The sequence below is a fragment of the Pseudomonas sp. FGI182 genome (genome assembly GCF_000511325.1).
GTDB classification, from domain to species: Bacteria; Pseudomonadota; Gammaproteobacteria; order Pseudomonadales; family Pseudomonadaceae; genus Aquipseudomonas; species Aquipseudomonas putida_Z.
On sequence record NZ_CP007012.1, the window covers coordinates 3,342,578 to 3,358,446 of the forward strand.

Consider the following 15,869-nt stretch of genomic DNA (forward strand, 5'->3'; position numbering starts at 1 on the left):
ATGTGGAGTTCCATAGGAGCGGGATCCTACTCCAGTGGAATGGTCAGGCGATCGATCACGGCACGGGTTTCAGGCCGCACCCCGCGCCACCAGGCGAAAGCCTCCGCCGCCTGCTCGACCAGCATGCCGACACCGTCGGCCAGGCGCGCCACACCCTGCGCCTGGGCCATGTGCAGGAAAGGCGTCAGGCCTTTGCCATACGCCAGCTCGTAAGCCAGCCGCGTCTCGCCCAGCACGCCTTCAGGTAGCGGCGGCAGCTCGCCGGTGAGGCTCGCGGAAGTGGCATTGACCACGATGTCGAAGGACTGTCCCTCTAGCTCCTCATAACGGCTGATGCGCAGCCTTGGGTGGTCCAGTTCGTTGCGCAGGCTGAGCGCCTTGGCCATGTCACGGTTGGCAAGCACCAGCTCGCTTGGCCCCGCCTGCAGAAACGGCAGCAATGCACCACGCACCGCGCCTCCGGCGCCGAGCAACAGTACCCGCCGATTGGCCAGTGGTTCACCGAGGTTTTCCTCGATATCCCGCAGCAAGCCGATGCCGTCGAAGTTCTCGGCAAAGATACGGCCATTTTCGAACTTCAATGCATTGGCCGCCCGCGCCAGCTGTGCGCGCTCGCTGCGTTGGTCAGCCAGCTCGAAGGCGCGCAGCTTGAACGGCGCGGTGATGTTCATGCCCAACCCGCCATCGTTGCGAAAGTTCAGCACCTGGGCCTCGAAGCCCTCTAGCTCGCCCTCGATGGCGCCGTACTCCAGGCACTGGCCACTGGCCTGGGCGAACAGGCCATGAATCAACGGGGACTTGGTGTGGTTGATCGGTCGGCCGATCACTGCATAGCGGTCGCTCATCGTGCATCTCCATGGGTGAACAGCACACCGTCTGCCTGCATGGCGGTGATTTCTTCAGGGCTGAAACCTAGGCCGGCGGCCACTTCGGCATTGTGCTGACCGAGGTCCGGGGCCACTTGGTGGATCGTGGTGTCGCACTCGGAAAAGCGGAACGGCAGGTTGGGCAGGCGCAAGGTACCGTAGCGCGGGTGCTGCTGCTCGATGACCATGTTGCGCGCCTGGATCTGCGGGTCAGCCACGACCTCGTCTATGCGCTGCACCTTGGCGCTGGGGATGTCGATGTCATCGAGCAATTGCAGGATATCGGCTACCCGGCGCGCACCAACCCAGTCACGCACCACGGCCAGGATCGCCTGGCGGTGGGCGTTGCGGCCATTGAGTCTGTGGTAGCGGCTGTCGCTGCCGAACCCGGGCGGGCCACCGTTGGCTTCGAGCATCGCGGCAAAGCGCTTCCAGGCGTCGTCGACCTGGGCGGCGATTACCAGGTCGCCATCAGCCGCACGAAACACGCCGTACAGGGTGGAGGTGGGCATGTCATGGCCGGTCTGCTCGGGCAGGACGGTGCCATCGGACAAGGTATAGCACTGCACCGCGTATTCATGCATCGACACCAGCGTGTCGTACAGGGCCATGTCGATGTGCTGGCCACGACCACTGCTCACCCGGCCCAACAGCGCCGCATTGATCGCCGCCACGGCATGGATACCGGTGTACATGTCACCCAGGGAAATGCGCAGCAACGGCGGCGCTTCGCCCGGCACGCCGACCATCTGCATGATCCCGCTCTTGGCCTCGGCGATCAGCCCGAAGCCGGCGCGGTGGGCATCCGGGCCGGTATGGCCGTAGGCGGAGATGGAGCAGTACACCAGACGCGGGTTGCGCGCTGACAGCTCGGCATAGCCCAGGCCCAGCTTGTCCAGGGCGCCGGGGCGATAGTTTTCGATGAACACATCGGCCGAGTCGGTAAGGCGCTGCATGAATGCTTTGCCACGCGGGTCCTTCATGTTCACGCTGACGCCCTGCTTGCCCATGTTCAGCTGCAGGAAGTAACCGCTCTGCTGTTCATCAAGGGTAAACGCGTGCTGGCGGCCGGCATCGCCGCTGCCCGGCCGTTCGACCTTGATCACCTCGGCGCCCAGTGCTGCCAGGCAACGGCCCACATAGGGCCCGGCCAGGAAGTGGCTATAGTCGATGACGCGAATACCCGCCAATGGCAATGCCTGGCTCATGCCTGCACTCTCCTCGGCACCATCAGCCGGTGCTCGCCACGCTGCACGACTTCGCCATGCTGGTTGATCAGCTCCGACGGCAAGACCACGATGCCCCAGCCCGGTCGGCTGTTGCTCGGGCGCATCGCCCCCACGCGCATGCGCACGTGCAGCACATCGTCGACCTTGATTGGCAGCACGAAGTCCCAGGTCCAGCCCAGCGACATGCCCGGTACAAAGCGGTATTCGCACTGGGTCTTCAGGCCGTCGGCGATCGACAGGCCGAACAGGCCATGGGCAACCAGGCAGCCGAAGTGGCTCGCGTTGGCGTACGCCTCGTCGACATGCACCGGGGTGTGGTCGCCGGTGAGTTCGGCGTAGGCCAGGATGCGTTCGCGGGTAACGTTGTAGGTGGGGCTGATGCATTCATCGCCTTCGCAGGCATCGTCCCAGTATTTTTCCACCACGCTCATGCCACCACCTCTGCACGTGGATCGATGGCCAGTGCCTGGGCGACGCATTTCGCCGGCAATGCCTGAATGAACTCGACCGCCAGGCCGTCAGGCAGGCGCAGCCAGTTGCGGCCCTGAGGCATTTCGCTGACGCCGAAACGCTGTGCGGCGGCCAACGCGGCTTCGAGGTCCTCGCACATGATGCCCAGGTGTGCCATGCGCCCTTCCGGGCCGGCAAAGTCCGGCTGGTGGATGAACTGCAGGCCACCAAGGGTCCAGTACTGCGCAGGCTGCTCGGCGTCACCCTGCATCTCGCGCATGGTCATGCCGCACACCTCGCTGAAAAAGCGGATGTGCCACTGGATGTCCCGCACCCAGAACGCAACGTGTTCAAGGTAGGCTTTCGGCTGGCTCATGGATTACTTCCCTTCTGCTGATCGGCCATGGCGCGCTCGATACCCTTGATGCAGGCAACCAGGGTCGCGTTGACCGGCGTAGCCACGCCGTGGCGCTGGCCCCAGCGCACGACGGAGCCGTTGATGAAATCGATCTCGGTGACCGAGCCCTTTTCCAGGCTCTGCAGCATCGAGGTACGGAAGCTTGCCGGCAGGCCTTCAGCTGCCAGGCACCACGCAGCGTCCGGGCTGGTGAGGCTCAGGCGGATGCCGGCCCGCTCGGCGACGGCGATGGCTTCGCTGACCGCTGCCTTGGCGGTGCTTTCCAGCAGCGGCTCGCTGTACAGCTGGCCATAACTGAGCATGGTGATGCCGCTGAGCGCGCCTGTCGCGACGTTGACCAGCAGCTTGTCCCACATGGTGCCGAGAATGTTGTCGCTGACCGTGGTGGCGAGCCCGGCGCCATTGAAAGCCTCGGCGATGGCCTGCACACGCGAGGTCCGTTGGCCGTCGAGCTCGCCGATGAAGGTGTGTTTGCCTGCCACGCCGGCACGGATCGAACCCGGCGCCAGCAGCACGCCACCGACGTAGGTCTTGCCGGCCAATACCCGCTCACGCCCCACGGCCTCGGCCAGGATGTCTTCGTGGCCAAGACCGTTCTGCAGCGATAGCACCAGCGTCTGCGGCCCGATCAGCGCCTTGGCACCGGCAATCGCCTCGCTGGTGTGGAACGACTTGACCAGCACCACTACCAGGTCGGCCACGCCCACGGTTGCCGCGTCGCAAGCCGCCTTCACCCGGACCTGCCGCTCGCCGCGTTCATCCTGCACCCGCAGCCCGCGCAAATTCATCGCCTCGACATGCGCCTGGCCACGATTCAACAGCCAGGTTTCGTGCCCCGCCTCGCTCAAGGCCGCACCAATGGCGCAACCCAGGGCGCCGGCGCCCAGAATGCAGATTTTCACATCGCTGACCTCCTGTGGTTTGCGACCACCTTATGCAGCGAGGCTTATTTCGACTATACAATGGTCTCAATATACTTATTGAGTTTCGCAATAATGAGCACGCTCGATGCCTTGCCTGATCCCAAGCTGCTGCAGCTGTTCGATGTGCTTTACCAATGCCGTAGCGTGACCCGTAGCGCTGAACAGCTCGGCCAGAGTCAACCTACCGTGAGTATCTGGTTGGGGCGCTTGCGTGAAGAACTGAACGACCCGCTGTTCGTGCGCACCCCCGGGGGCATGGCCCCTACCCCGCGGGCAGACCAGTTGATCGGGCCATGCCGCGAGGTGCTGGAATCGCTGCGGCGCCTGACTACCTGGGAGCCGCAATTCGTTCCGGCCGCGGCCCAGCGTCGCTTTCGCCTGTGCGTCAGCGATGCCAGCCATATCACCCTGCTGCCCAGCATCCTCAACCACCTGCGTACCCATGCGCCGGGTATTCGCCTGGAGGCGGCGCGCATAGATGGCAATACCGAAAGCGCGCTGGAGTCCGGCGAGGCGGACCTGGCCATCGGCTTTGTGCCTTGGCTGGGTGCGGGGATGTATCAGCAAGTGTTGTTCGAACAGGACTGGGTCTGCCTGAGCAACCCACAACACCCTCGTTTGGGCCAAGGCATGAGCGTGGCGCGCTACCAGGGCGAGGGGCATGTACAGATCAGTGCCGGGACCGGGCAAAAGTTACTGGAGGCTGGTTTGGCGCGGGCCGGCATCGAACGCAGGATCATGCTGGAGCTGCCGGCATTTCTAGGGTTGGGGATGATTGTCGGGTCGACCGACCTGGTGGCAACGCTGCCACGGCACATCGGGCAGACACTTGCAGACATGCATGGTCTGCAGGTGCACGATTGCCCGTTTGCAGTGGAGGGCTTCACGGTCAAGCAGCATTGGCACGCGCGCTACCAGCAAGACAGCGGGAATCGCTGGATGAGGGAGGTGGTTCGGGGCTTGTTTCAAGCAGGTGCCAGTTAGCACACCAGACGAACGCCTCCCTCGCCGAGCTTCCTTGCCTGGAAGCATCGGGGTGCGAGTCAGGCAGCAGGCTTGAGCACCACCTTCGTCCAGCCATCATCCCGCGCATCAAAGTGCTTGTAGGCATCGGGGCCTTCAGCAAGCGTCAAACGATGGGAAATTATCTGGGAAGGCTTGGCACGCCCATGATGAATGAGCTGCGCCAGGCGGCGATTGTAGGCCTTCACGTTCGCCTGGCCTGTGCGGATGAATTGGCCCTTGAACCAGAACGCCCCGAAATCGAAGGCCATCTTGCCCTGCTTCGCCAGGTCGTTCTTCGCACCCGGATCCTCTGGCACGAACACACCCACGACGCCTATGCCACCGGTAGCCTTGGTGGAGGCAACCAGGTTGTTCATCGTGAGGTAGTTCGCTTCATGGCCATGCTTGTCGCAGCACTGGTAACCCACGCATTCGCATCCCCGGTCGGTGCCTTTGCCGTGGGTCAGGTTCATGATCTCGTCCACAGCCTTCTGCTCGACCGCGTTGATGGGGGTTGCCCCAAGCTGCGCGGCCAGCCTCAAACGATCCGGCTGGTTGTCGATCACGAACACCTCGGAGGCACCTTTGATGATTGCCGAATAGGCCGCCATCAACCCGACAGGGCCCGCTCCATAAATCGCAATGCTCTCGCCCGGCTGCAGGCCGGCCAGCTCTGTCGCATGCCAGCCAGTGGGGAAAATATCCGAAAGCATGACGTAGTCATCTTCACGTTCCTGGGCGTCCTCCGGCAGCACCAGGCAGTTGAAATCAGCGTATGGCACACGCAACAGCTCGGCCTGGCCACCTTGGTAGGGACCCATGTCGGCAAAACCATATGCGGCCCCGGCAGCACCCGGGTTGGCAGTGAGGCAGAACCCTGTCAGGCCTTTTTCGCAGTTTTCGCAGAACCCGCAGCCGATGTTGAACGGCAGGCTGACCCAGTCACCGACTTTGACGCGGTCCACCCCTGCCCCCACCTCGATCACCTCACCGAGGTTCTCATGGCCGAACACACGCCCGGCTTCGAACGATGTGCGCCCCTCATACATGTGAAGGTCGGACCCGCAGATGTTGGTGGTGGTGATGCGCACCAGCGCATCGGTAGGTTTCTCGATCCTTGCATCGGCAACATTCTTGACGGCGACGTCGCGCGGTGCGTTGTATACGATTGCTTTCATGCTGAACTCCCAGAAGTCAGGGGCGATGGAAAAGCGCCCTACCCTGTTGGGGTAATGGATTTACCTCAGGTGTTCAGTGCTGTACGTGAATAGCAGATCAGTGGCGCTAATCATCGTCGCGCCTTGGATCTAACCACGCTATAGCATTTTCTCCAGCCCGATCGCGCTGCTGAGCCAGGAATTGAAGTGTCGCCACCAACTCCCCGGTTCCTTGGTCAATGTATGTTGCTTGCCATCGTCTTCGGTGACCCATACCAGCTGATTCTTTTCCAGCCGGGTGTGATAACTGAGAGCCGGTGCCATCCCCTCCAGAGCCAGTTCGCGCACCCGTCCAGCAAGCTCAGGGTCATCGACCAACACGCCGACTTCGGTATTCCACAACAAGGAGCGCGAGTCGAAATTGAACGAGCCGATAAACGCTTTCTGCTGGTCGAATATCATCGCCTTGCTATGCAGGCTGGATTCGGAGCTATTGGAGGATCCACCTTGAAACAGGCCCAGCCCACTGTCGCTGTCGCCATTGTCACCGGATTGGCTGCGTAATTCGAACAACTGCACACCATGCTCCAGCAAGGTTTTGCGATAAGGCGCGTAAGCACCGTGCGCGGCGGGTACATCGGTGGCTTCCAGTGAGTTGGTCAGCAAGCTGATCGACACGCCAGCGTCGGCACGACGGGTCAGGTACACCACCCCTGGTTGGCCGGGCACCATGTACGCCGAGACAAGGATCAGCTCCTTGGATACCCCATTGAGCTCGGGTGCCAATTGGGTGGCCAACAACAAGTACGGGGCTGGCTCGCCACTCGACAAGACCTTGCTCGGTGCATCCCACATCGCTTTGTTCCAGGCCCAGATCAACTCCCTGCGCCAGTCATTCAGGCGTGGCTGGGTGGTATAGCTCATCAGTTGTTGATAGAGCGCATGATTCTGTTGGCGTACTTTCTCCAGGGACTCGTCCAGCCGAGTCCGGAGGTTTTTCAGGTCCCCGGTCGTCGGCCTGGTCGAGATGAACTGTTCGATGGGCTTGCTCAGGGCACTGTTCCAGTACTGGTCGAAACTATGTCCCAATTGTTCTGCAACCGGCCCGACGCCGAGCATGTCGATGTCGGTGAAATTCCTGTTGGGCTCGGCATCGAAATACTCGTCCCCCAGATTGCGCCCGCCGACGATGGCCGCACTGTTGTCCACCACCCACAATTTGTTGTGCATGCGCCGGTGCTGCCTGGCCAGGTTGAACAGCCGGCCCATGGTACGCGTCACGACGGTACTGCGGCCCAGGTGCAGTGGATTGAACACGCGGATCTGTATATGCGGATGCGCTGCCAGTGTCGCGATAATTCGCTCCAGGTCATCGCTGGTGGTGTCATCGAGCAAGATCCTGACGCGCACGCCACGGTCGGCGGCGATGAGCAGCTCGCGCACCAGTATCCGAGTACTGATGCCGTCGTGGACGATGTAGTACTGCAAGTCGATGCTGCTTTGAGCATTGCGAATCAGCTCGGCGCGTGCGGCGAAAGCCTCGGCACTATCGGAGAACAAGCGAAAACCCGACTGGCCCCGATGGGGGGCTGCCTGGGCCTGGATAGAACGACCGAACGCCGAATCGTTCGCAGGCAAGGCCTGACTGGGTTCGTGAGAGACAGTGGGCGTTGTACAACCACCAGACAGCAGGGCGAGTAACAGCAGAGCAGTAAGGGGCTGTTTGATTGTCACGGAGGCTACCCCGGGTGATGGCGATGAGGGTGCCGGGTCCCGAAGAATGGCCAGTCCCTTATCACCAGCATCCGGCCGTATCGACCTTGTGCAATGTTTCTTCGATCTGCGGTGTTGTTACAGAAGCGTAGTTCATCTCCTGCTGACCGCGGTGCCTTCACCGAGGGCGCCTGCCGCCAATCAGTCGCGATCCAGCATCTAAGGACCTTGCATAACCTGATCAGGCTGCGTGCCCATACTCGCGAGAAAAATATCGGTATCCCGATTAGTCCGCAGGCAGACAACGCGACAGCTCGAAGGGGCCGTTACCACGAATCGCTTCATCGCCTCCCGCGACGAGGTTTTCGTCCGCCACATGAACCTCAAGAACTCCGGCAGGTTGCCCAGCAATTCCGGACAGTTGTCCGGCAAGTCAGGTCGGGATCGACCGCGGTTCAGCATTGTTCTAAGGAGCACGCGCCAGAATCGAAGCGGTGCCGAGCGATCAATCCAAATCAACATGTCAGCCCGGGCCAGCCGGTTGTTCCATGTGGTCGAATGCCCACCTTCGAAGATCCAGCGCTCACGGGCCTCGACCTCATGACAAAGACGCGTCTTCTCGTCCCGACTCCGCTCGACCCACCCTGGCTGCCAGTGAATCGTGTCGATATGCACGACCGGCAAGCCTGTGCGTTCGCCGAGCTTGCGCGCCAGGGTACTTTTCCCAGACCCTGGCTGACCAATGATCATCATCCGTTGCATTTAAGCTCCCTCTGGCCATCCCTGCGGAATTTCGGGCGCGCGATTGTACGGCAATGGACGACGAGGTCAACTGCAAGCGCACTTATGCTCTTGGCGTCCGTTGCAAATCGGCTGCTCCTGTTGATAGCGGGTATCAACCTGTGTCGGTCAGCCGAGCTGGATCCGAATGCTGGCCTGAGTGTACCAAGGCGCAGCGGAGTCGACATGCACATGTCTCTGCTGCTTCGGCTCGAAGGGGGTATCAAGTGTTCCTAGCGCTATGGATATCCAGCCGGCATATTCACCTTGAGAACGTGACCAGAATAAAGTCGAACCGCACGCCAGACAAAATTCGCGCATTACTGTCGGTGAAGACGCATACGTCCTGATGCTATCGGCGCCACGTAGTACTCGCAGGTCGCTACGCGGGACGCTTCCGTAGGATGCGAATGCAGCCCCGTGACCTTTGCGGCACTGGCTGCAATGGCAGTGAGTAATTGCCTTTGGCGCAGTGGCTAGTTCGAAACTTACTGCTGAGCACAAGCAGCTACCTAGGTAAGTCTTTTTCATTGACGCTTCCGTGCAAATGACGCGAGCGTAACTGTCTTGGCTGCATTGGTCGACAGGTTGTAATTCGCTCTCGGTAAATGGCTGCTATGGGTCGAAAGAGGTCTGCCGATTAGGGCCGCTTTCGACCCGAAGCGGACATCTGTAATCGGGGCCGCTTCGCGGCCCATCGCCGGCACGCGCGGCTCCCACAAGTACAGCGCATGCCTGAAGGCTGGTGATATTCCTGTGGGAGCCGGCTTGCCGGCGATGAGGCCTGCACTGACTACAGAGCTTTGGATCAGTGTTCGCTTTGGGTCGAAAACGGCCACTCGTGAACGGTCGCCTTCTTCCATGGCGAGCTTTCGCAGTCTGGCGTCGCCGCTCATTGGCTTGGCTGCGTCTCCTCCTGCTTGAAAACACGAAATCCGCGCGCCTGATAATTTCCAAGCGCGGCAGGATGGTCGAACGTGCATGTGTGTACCCACACCCGCTCTGTACCTTGCCATTCCCACGCAGATCGAACAGCGTGACTCAAGAGTGCCCCGCCGAAGCCGCACCCTAGAAACTGCGGTGCCAACCCGAAGTAGCGGATTTCGCAGTTACAGCCATCGGGGCGATAAAGCTCGTAATAGCCGGCTATCGCGCCGCGGTGATAGGCAACCCAGGTACGGTGGCACTCCTGTTCAACGAGTGCCTGCCATTCGGAACTGCTCCAGCTATCAAGATCGCCCCACTCCCAGGGCGTTCCTACCAGCTTGTAGAGAAACCGATTGAATTCCGCCTGAGGCACTTCACATTCGATGATCTGAAGGTCGTGACGCTGTGGTTTTTCCTGCAGCTCGGAAGCCGAGGTCATTTCCAGGTAATAAGTAATGCAAGACCGTTCCATCGTAGACTCCCTGCGTCTTCCCGCTAGCGATCAACAAGCATGCCAGCTGCGGCTCGACTGCGGCTACATCTGATGTCTGCTTCGGCTAGAAAGCAGTCGCTATCAAGTAATGGATAACGCTTGGCTCGCGTTGCGCGAACCACAGCTTGGCGCAATCGGAATCAGCCATGGCATCTTGCGCTAGTGCCATCCCCAAACCCGTACCGTAGCATCTCCTTGCCCAAACGTATTGCACCAAGCAAGGAGAAAACATGGTTACCGACACCGCATTGATCACTGGCGCCTCGGGTGGCATCGGACTGGAACTGGCACGCCTCCATGCGGCCAAGCGTGGCGATGTCGTCCTGGTAGCGCGCTCGCGTGACAAGCTGGAGTCCATCAAGCACGAACTTCAGACTCGATACGGCGTGAAAGTGTATGTAATCGTGGAAGACCTGGCCGATCCTGGCGCAGCAGATCGGGTATTCGCTGCCACCGAAGCATTGGGGTTGTCCATCGACGTTCTGATCAACAACGCCGGGTTCGGTGGCCACGGGAAGTTCGTCGAACGCGACATCGCTGCCGATCTAGCCATGATGCAAGTGAACATGACCGCGCTTACCGCTCTGACCCATCATTATCTGAAGGCGATGGTGTTGCGTCGACGCGGGCGTATTCTCAACGTCTCGTCGACCGCCTCGTTCATACCAGGCCCCCTGCAGGCGGTTTACTACGCCACGAAGGCATTCGTGACATCCTTCACCCAGGCTATCGCCGAGGAAACCCGGGAATACGGTGTAACCGCCACTGCGCTGTGCCCGGGCGCGGTCGCAACAGGTTTCGTCGCCGCAGGTGATCTGCAGGGTGTGGATGCCTGGAACAATGCCAGGACGGCACAATCCGTGGCGCAATGCGGTTACCAGGCCATGGAGCGCGGTGAACTGGTTGCGTTCAATGAAGGCAAGTTGCGCCTCATGCTCGACTGGATTGTTCCGCTGTTGCCTCGCAAACTGGTGCTCAGGATGTCCCGCAAGGCAATGGAAAAGGCATCCTGAGAAGGCCAGAGAAGCCCTACCCGTTCGCCTTGCTGACTTGCGTGCCAAGGCAATGCGTTGCAAAGAGATGCCTCGATAATGAAACAAGCCAAGAACTTCGCCGTGCATGCTGGGTGGAAGGTGATCATTGCTGATTTGGGAGTAGCGCCTGGGGACCTGCTGGCCTTGGCCGAGCTACCGGCTGATCTATTCAGCCGCAAGGACTCCGTGCTCTCGCCACCTGAGTATTTTCGACTTTTCGAAAGCCTTGAGCAGCTGGTCGGAGAGTCGCATCTACCACTGCGACTCGGTGGTGCCGTTTCAGTCGAAGCCTTCGATCCGGCTCTTTTTGCTTGCCTGTGCAGCCCGGACTTCAACGTAGCGCTCACCCGACTTGCCGAGTACAAGCGTCTGTGTGGTCCCTTGGCACTGGATGTGGTCTTCCACGACGCTTACACCGAGGTTTTTATCGAGTGCTATGGATACGACCGTCCGCTCCCGCGCAGCCTCCTTGCGATGGAACTGGTTTTCCTTACCCACCTGGCGCGCCTCGCCACAAGGCAAACGATCACCCCGCTGGAGGCAGAGGTGGTTGCGCTGCCCGAACCAGCAAAACCGTGCGAAGAGTTCCTGGGATGTAGCTTGCGACAAGGCAACTGCAATCGTATTCGCTTCGCCAAAGAAGATGCTGCGCGCCCTTTCCTTACCGAGAACGTTGCCATGTGGCAATTCTTCGAGCCTGAACTCCGGACGCGGCTTTCAAAGCTCGAAGCCGGCGCCACAACCCAAGAACGAGTACACAGCGCGCTGCTCGATATGCTGCCGAGCGGGCGGAGCAGCATCCATGATGTCTCCAGTCGTCTGGCGATGAGCAAGCGCTCACTCCAGCGTCATCTTGCAGACGAGGCGCTGAACTATCAGGAGATACTCAATGACACGCGCCAGGGCCTGGCTTGCCATTACCTGTCTCGCTCAACCCTGTCCCCAGGAGAAATTGCGTTCCTGATCGGGTTCATGGATGCCAATTCTTTCCTGCGCGCCTTCAAAGTCTGGACAGGCATGACACCGGGCGAGTACCGGAGGCAGCACAGCCACCAAACGTGAGTGCTGAATGGCAGCTTTGGCGTCAGAAGCGCTCATCGCCGATCGCCGGCAAGATCAGCTCCCTTACGAACGAAGCCTCGGACAAGCGCAACAGCGCGTCGACCATGGTGACCACATCATGCACCGGTACCTGGCGCCGTTCGCCTCGTGCTGCGGCTTGCGCCAATGGCGTGCTCAGGGAGTCGTCGGTATTCAGGTAACCCAGGTGAAGCACGGTCACCGCCAGGTTGTCATCCCTGAAGCCTTCGCGTAGCGCATCAGCCATGCCGTTGAGGGCGAACTTGGAGGCGCCGAATGCCACCTCCGGGCGCCCGCTCTGGCGAAGGGCCGAGGTCGAACCGGTGAGGATCAACTGCGGTCGGGGCGCACCTAGCAACTTTGGCACCAGCCGCTTGAGCAGAAGCAGCGTGGCGGTGATGTTCACCTCGACCAGCCTGGTGATCGATTCGTCGCTGTCGTCGAGGAATGCGTAGTGCTCGCTGAAGGCGTGTTCTTCCCAAATGCCCACGTTGCAGATCAGGACATCCAGATCGGCAGGTGTTCGATCCGCGATCTGTGCTACAGCCGCCGTTGGCTTGGCAAGGTCGGCATCGATCCAGTGCAGATCGATGCCCGAGGCAAGGGCCAGGTCGACCGGCTGTTTGCGGGATACGCCGATCAGCGTGTCCCCTGGCTTGCCGAGCCCTTCGAGCAAGGCACGGCCCAACCCTCTGCTGGCACCTACGATCATCGTCTTCATCTGGTGCTCCTTCCTGGCATCCTGCAAGTATCCATCGACCGATCAACTCCACCGGACATTGAGTACGACGAAGTGCAGCAGGACCCAGACCATCAGCAGCAGATGGGTCAGTTGCAACCCTTCCTGACGGATCCAGTAGCCGAACCATATCCCGCCCAGCAGCATGGCGAGCAGGAACCCGAGCGTTGCGCTCAAGGCCAGGTTCAACCAGGGCAGTGAAGCCTCCAGGCCGGCGCCAAGCACCAGTTCATAGCACCCGACCCAGGCCGTGAGGGCGGCGGCTGCCTGTATCAGCACGATGATCGACAGGGCCAGGCGATGGAGGGAGGGAGAGGTCATCGCTCGCCCCAGCAGTGGGAGGCTGATTGCGGGCGGTTGGGCCAGCGGCGCCATCGACATGGTCGCCCCGATCGCCCCAGCCGAACTGGCAAAGGCATGCAGGTTGTTGATCAGGCTGATACTCAGCCACAGGCTCAAGCCGATGCAGCAGGTGATCTGGAAAATCAGCAGTGAGGTCGGAGTGTCCATTCCTGGTCCTTTGTGAGTTCGTTTCCGGAAGCAGCGAGAGTCCGGACGACACTCTAGAACCTAAACTTAACCTGAGGTCAATACCGTCGGGATCCGAATAACCGGTCGAGGTCATCGAGCCACTGAACATTGAACTCACAGACTCGGACCGCCACTCGGACAGTTCCGTCAGCATGACGGGTCAGTCCGTAAAGAAGTACTTGCCTTTGACTTTCCTGGGGGTGACGAAGGCGAAGTCCGGAAAGATTTTTCCTCTGACGTACCAGACAAAAGCCAGCATAACAATACTGATAACCAATGAGACAGTGGTTGTTGCCGGATTGGATGAAAACCCAGCAAGTGTCTTTGGGAATTGGGGTAGCGCAAGGAGTATATACGCGTTGTAGGCAACGACGCGATGGTTGTAGAAACCCCAGACCCACAGCAAGGGGATCAAGATCATTGAGATACTCACAATCCATTTGGCCGCTGGCCCGATCCCGGCGCCTTGAGTCATTCCCAGAATAAATCCAATCAAAGCCTGAACAAGCATGATTGTAATGAGAATGTTGACCTTGCGATCATGCTCGTCACAGCGAACTGGATCTGCATACGAAGCGATAAAGTAGGCAAGTTGACTGTCTTTCACACCTTGCCCTGAGAGTTGCGAGAACACTTCCGACTTTGCAATGTTGGCGTCGAGTAATTCGCGAACTTTTTTCTGAACCTCTTTCTTGCTCAAGGCTGATTGTGAAACGCTTTCTGATTGAGTCAACCTGACCGGTTTCCTGGCAGGTTTCCTGACAGAGCTCCTGACAGAGCTCCTGACAGAAGACCTCAGAATAGCGACAGCCCCAATAGAGGCTAGCGCGCCCAAGACGGTGACAAGGTAGAAGGCTCCACCTAGTGAGAGAGACCCAGGCTTGACCCTGCCCGGCTTTGCTGGATCGACAAGAACCTCGATCACTTTTCCCTCCCTGAATGTTGCAATTGATCTTTCAACCGACTCCAGGCTGCTCCTGCAGGGCCGATTTGATGTTTCGAGAGGATACGTATATTGCTGTCCGTCCAACTCGAAGGTCACATTTACCAGAGCGCAATAGGTCGTACCCTTACTGTGCACCTCCTCGGAAATGGAGGCAGTAGCGACAGTGGCGTTCAATTTCCACCAAGTCTTCGTCTCATCTACTTCCTTGTATAAATTAAGAGACGCGAGCAGGCAGAGCAAGGCAAAGATAAATAAAACAACGAACAGGACCGCCCTTAGCAAAAAGGTCTTCATAAGGCTCCTTGACCAACGTCAAATGGCGGCCGGTCGGAAGATGACACCTTTGCAGCAAGTCCCCCTGAGGTTAGTCCATGAATACTCGTATGCAATGCTACTTCCCGCACTTCCGCTCTTGGCCAAGCTCTGCCGCTTACCACCGCGACTTTGATTCGATAACCTCGACAAACCCCTCTGACCTGCAAGGCGGCTCGAATGCAGCCGCAACTGCCTCGATACTCTCCCGCGGCACTTGATGATCCGCGCGGCGTAACGCATTGCGTGCCAGCGCCTGCTCCACCGAGGCACGAACCCAGACCGCCGAGACCGGCACGCCAATGCGCGCGGCCAACGCCAGGATTGGCGCACGATGCACCTGCCGCGGCAGTGCTGCATCGAAATACAGGCAACCGTTATCATCCCCTGCCCCACGATGCTGCTCGATCCAGGTGGTTTTCCCCGCAGCTTGCATGCCGACGACCAACAGCAATCGCGCTTTCGGGCCACTGCGCGTTAGCGCAGCCTCCAGCGCCAGCAGGGTGAGCCGCCAAGCGTCGGCGTTGCGCGATTGGCTGAACACGCGCCCACCGAGCGTTTCAAGGTAATGGTCTGGATTGAACACTCGGGTATCGGCTGGAGGGGCAGACGACCAACGATAGCCAGTCAGCGGCCATGATTGCCCTGCCAGTTCAATGGACCGTACAGACGCCTCCCGGCCACCGCAGCGTCGGTAGAAGTACCGACTCGGGTTATCCGTCAGCACCCAGGCGAGCAAACCTTGCCGGCCCGGCGCTTGCAGCTGCATCGCCACGGCCAGCAGCAGCTGGCGCCCAACGCCCTGTCCTTGCCAATGCGGCAGCAGATAAAGACCATAGAGCTCGTTAGCCTCCGCGAACGCCGGGCTTCGGTTCGGCCCCCCCGAGCAGAAGCCGACGATCTCGCCCGCTACCTTGGCCACGTGGTAGCTCACTCCACTGACGGCGAACAGGGCCTGATGCCGTTGTTGCTGAGCCTCGATGGTCAACCCGGCCAGAAATGCATCCGGCAGAATGCCCTGAAACGTTGTCTGCCAGGCCTTCACCGTCACGGCCGCGATGCCTGCCAGGTCCTCAGGGGCTGCCGCGGTAATGAGCAAGTCCATGTGCGCTCTCCTTTGATTCGCCATGCAACGATCAACTGCCGCTTTCAGTGGGTAGCCCGCAGGCTTTACCTGTACAGCAGCAACGCAAACTGTCCGGACACTGTCCCCAGGCCGACAGCATTGGCACTGAGCGCTATCTGCCCAATATAGATAGCCCGCTC

Annotated in this window: 17 protein-coding genes; 3 read left to right on the forward strand and 14 right to left on the reverse strand. The window is 60.0% G+C overall.

All coding sequences use genetic code 11. The features are described 5' to 3' along the window. Positions 1 to 26: 26 nt before the first annotated feature. The 5 genes from aroE to C163_RS14745 are packed head-to-tail and all read right to left on the reverse strand — an operon-like array spanning position 27 to position 3,865. The gene (gene aroE / locus C163_RS14725) at positions 27 to 845 is read right to left on the reverse strand and encodes a shikimate dehydrogenase (protein ID WP_025339472.1); all 819 of its coding nucleotides are present in this window, start codon (positions 843 to 845) and stop codon (positions 27 to 29) included. Further along, positions 842 to 2,074: a CaiB/BaiF CoA-transferase family protein gene (locus C163_RS14730; RefSeq protein WP_025339473.1), complete on the reverse strand. Its 1,233-nt coding sequence runs from the start codon at positions 2,072 to 2,074 to the stop codon at positions 842 to 844. The genes aroE and C163_RS14730 overlap by 4 nt, the downstream gene beginning before the upstream one ends. Further along, entirely contained in the window at positions 2,071 to 2,526 is a 456-nt protein-coding gene (locus C163_RS14735; RefSeq protein WP_025339474.1) for a MaoC family dehydratase, read from the reverse strand. The genes C163_RS14730 and C163_RS14735 overlap by 4 nt, the downstream gene beginning before the upstream one ends. Further along, the gene (locus C163_RS14740) at positions 2,523 to 2,921 is read right to left on the reverse strand and encodes a VOC family protein (protein WP_025339475.1); all 399 of its coding nucleotides are present in this window, start codon (positions 2,919 to 2,921) and stop codon (positions 2,523 to 2,525) included. Before C163_RS14740 ends, C163_RS14735 begins: the two co-directional genes overlap by 4 nt. Beyond that, positions 2,918 to 3,865, reverse strand: coding sequence for a ketopantoate reductase family protein (locus C163_RS14745; protein WP_025339476.1), 948 nt, complete (start codon positions 3,863 to 3,865; stop codon positions 2,918 to 2,920). The genes C163_RS14740 and C163_RS14745 overlap by 4 nt, the downstream gene beginning before the upstream one ends. A gap of 93 nt (positions 3,866 to 3,958) precedes the next feature. Here C163_RS14745 and C163_RS14750 point away from each other — a divergent pair, with 93 nt between their 5' ends. Further along, entirely contained in the window at positions 3,959 to 4,870 is a 912-nt protein-coding gene (locus C163_RS14750) for a LysR family transcriptional regulator (RefSeq protein WP_025339477.1), read from the forward strand. A gap of 59 nt (positions 4,871 to 4,929) precedes the next feature. Here the strand turns inward: C163_RS14750 and C163_RS14755 are convergent, their stop codons facing one another. The 5 genes from C163_RS14755 to C163_RS14770 all read right to left on the reverse strand — a co-directional run bounded on the left by C163_RS14755 (position 4,930) and on the right by C163_RS14770 (position 9,940). Continuing rightward, positions 4,930 to 6,069, reverse strand: coding sequence for a glutathione-independent formaldehyde dehydrogenase (locus tag C163_RS14755; RefSeq protein WP_025339478.1), 1,140 nt, complete (start codon positions 6,067 to 6,069; stop codon positions 4,930 to 4,932). A gap of 138 nt (positions 6,070 to 6,207) precedes the next feature. After that, positions 6,208 to 7,782, reverse strand: a complete 1,575-nt coding sequence (locus C163_RS14760) for a phospholipase D family protein (protein WP_025339479.1) — start codon at positions 7,780 to 7,782, stop codon at positions 6,208 to 6,210. 198 nt (positions 7,783 to 7,980) lie between these two features. Continuing rightward, the gene (locus C163_RS14765) at positions 7,981 to 8,523 is read right to left on the reverse strand and encodes an AAA family ATPase (RefSeq protein ID WP_025339480.1); all 543 of its coding nucleotides are present in this window, start codon (positions 8,521 to 8,523) and stop codon (positions 7,981 to 7,983) included. A 147-nt stretch (positions 8,524 to 8,670) separates the two neighbouring features. Next, complete coding sequence (locus tag C163_RS26520; RefSeq protein WP_081742280.1) at positions 8,671 to 9,072, reverse strand: GFA family protein; 402 nt, start codon at positions 9,070 to 9,072, stop codon at positions 8,671 to 8,673. Positions 9,073 to 9,433: 361 nt separating this feature from the next. Beyond that, complete coding sequence (locus tag C163_RS14770; RefSeq protein WP_025339481.1) at positions 9,434 to 9,940, reverse strand: GNAT family N-acetyltransferase; 507 nt, start codon at positions 9,938 to 9,940, stop codon at positions 9,434 to 9,436. Between the two features lie 251 nt (positions 9,941 to 10,191). Here C163_RS14770 and C163_RS14775 point away from each other — a divergent pair, with 251 nt between their 5' ends. Continuing rightward, a complete protein-coding gene (locus tag C163_RS14775) occupies positions 10,192 to 10,974 on the forward strand; it encodes an SDR family oxidoreductase (protein WP_025339482.1) in 783 nt (260 codons plus the stop codon). 78 nt (positions 10,975 to 11,052) lie between these two features. Continuing rightward, entirely contained in the window at positions 11,053 to 12,057 is a 1,005-nt protein-coding gene (locus tag C163_RS14780; protein ID WP_025339483.1) for an AraC family transcriptional regulator, read from the forward strand. 22 nt (positions 12,058 to 12,079) lie between these two features. On the opposite strand, the gene C163_RS14785 is transcribed toward C163_RS14780, so the two are convergent. From C163_RS14785 to C163_RS27145, 4 genes are all read right to left on the reverse strand, one after another. Continuing rightward, on the reverse strand, positions 12,080 to 12,796 hold the full coding sequence (locus tag C163_RS14785) for an SDR family oxidoreductase (RefSeq protein WP_025339484.1): 717 nt from the start codon (positions 12,794 to 12,796) through the stop codon (positions 12,080 to 12,082). 42 nt (positions 12,797 to 12,838) lie between these two features. Next, the gene (locus C163_RS14790; RefSeq protein ID WP_025339485.1) at positions 12,839 to 13,324 is read right to left on the reverse strand and encodes a DUF2165 domain-containing protein; all 486 of its coding nucleotides are present in this window, start codon (positions 13,322 to 13,324) and stop codon (positions 12,839 to 12,841) included. A 181-nt stretch (positions 13,325 to 13,505) separates the two neighbouring features. Further along, positions 13,506 to 14,585: a DUF3592 domain-containing protein gene (locus C163_RS26525; RefSeq protein WP_025339486.1), complete on the reverse strand. Its 1,080-nt coding sequence runs from the start codon at positions 14,583 to 14,585 to the stop codon at positions 13,506 to 13,508. A gap of 136 nt (positions 14,586 to 14,721) precedes the next feature. Beyond that, positions 14,722 to 15,708: a GNAT family N-acetyltransferase gene (locus C163_RS27145; protein ID WP_218187080.1), complete on the reverse strand. Its 987-nt coding sequence runs from the start codon at positions 15,706 to 15,708 to the stop codon at positions 14,722 to 14,724. Positions 15,709 to 15,869: the final 161 nt, after the last annotated feature.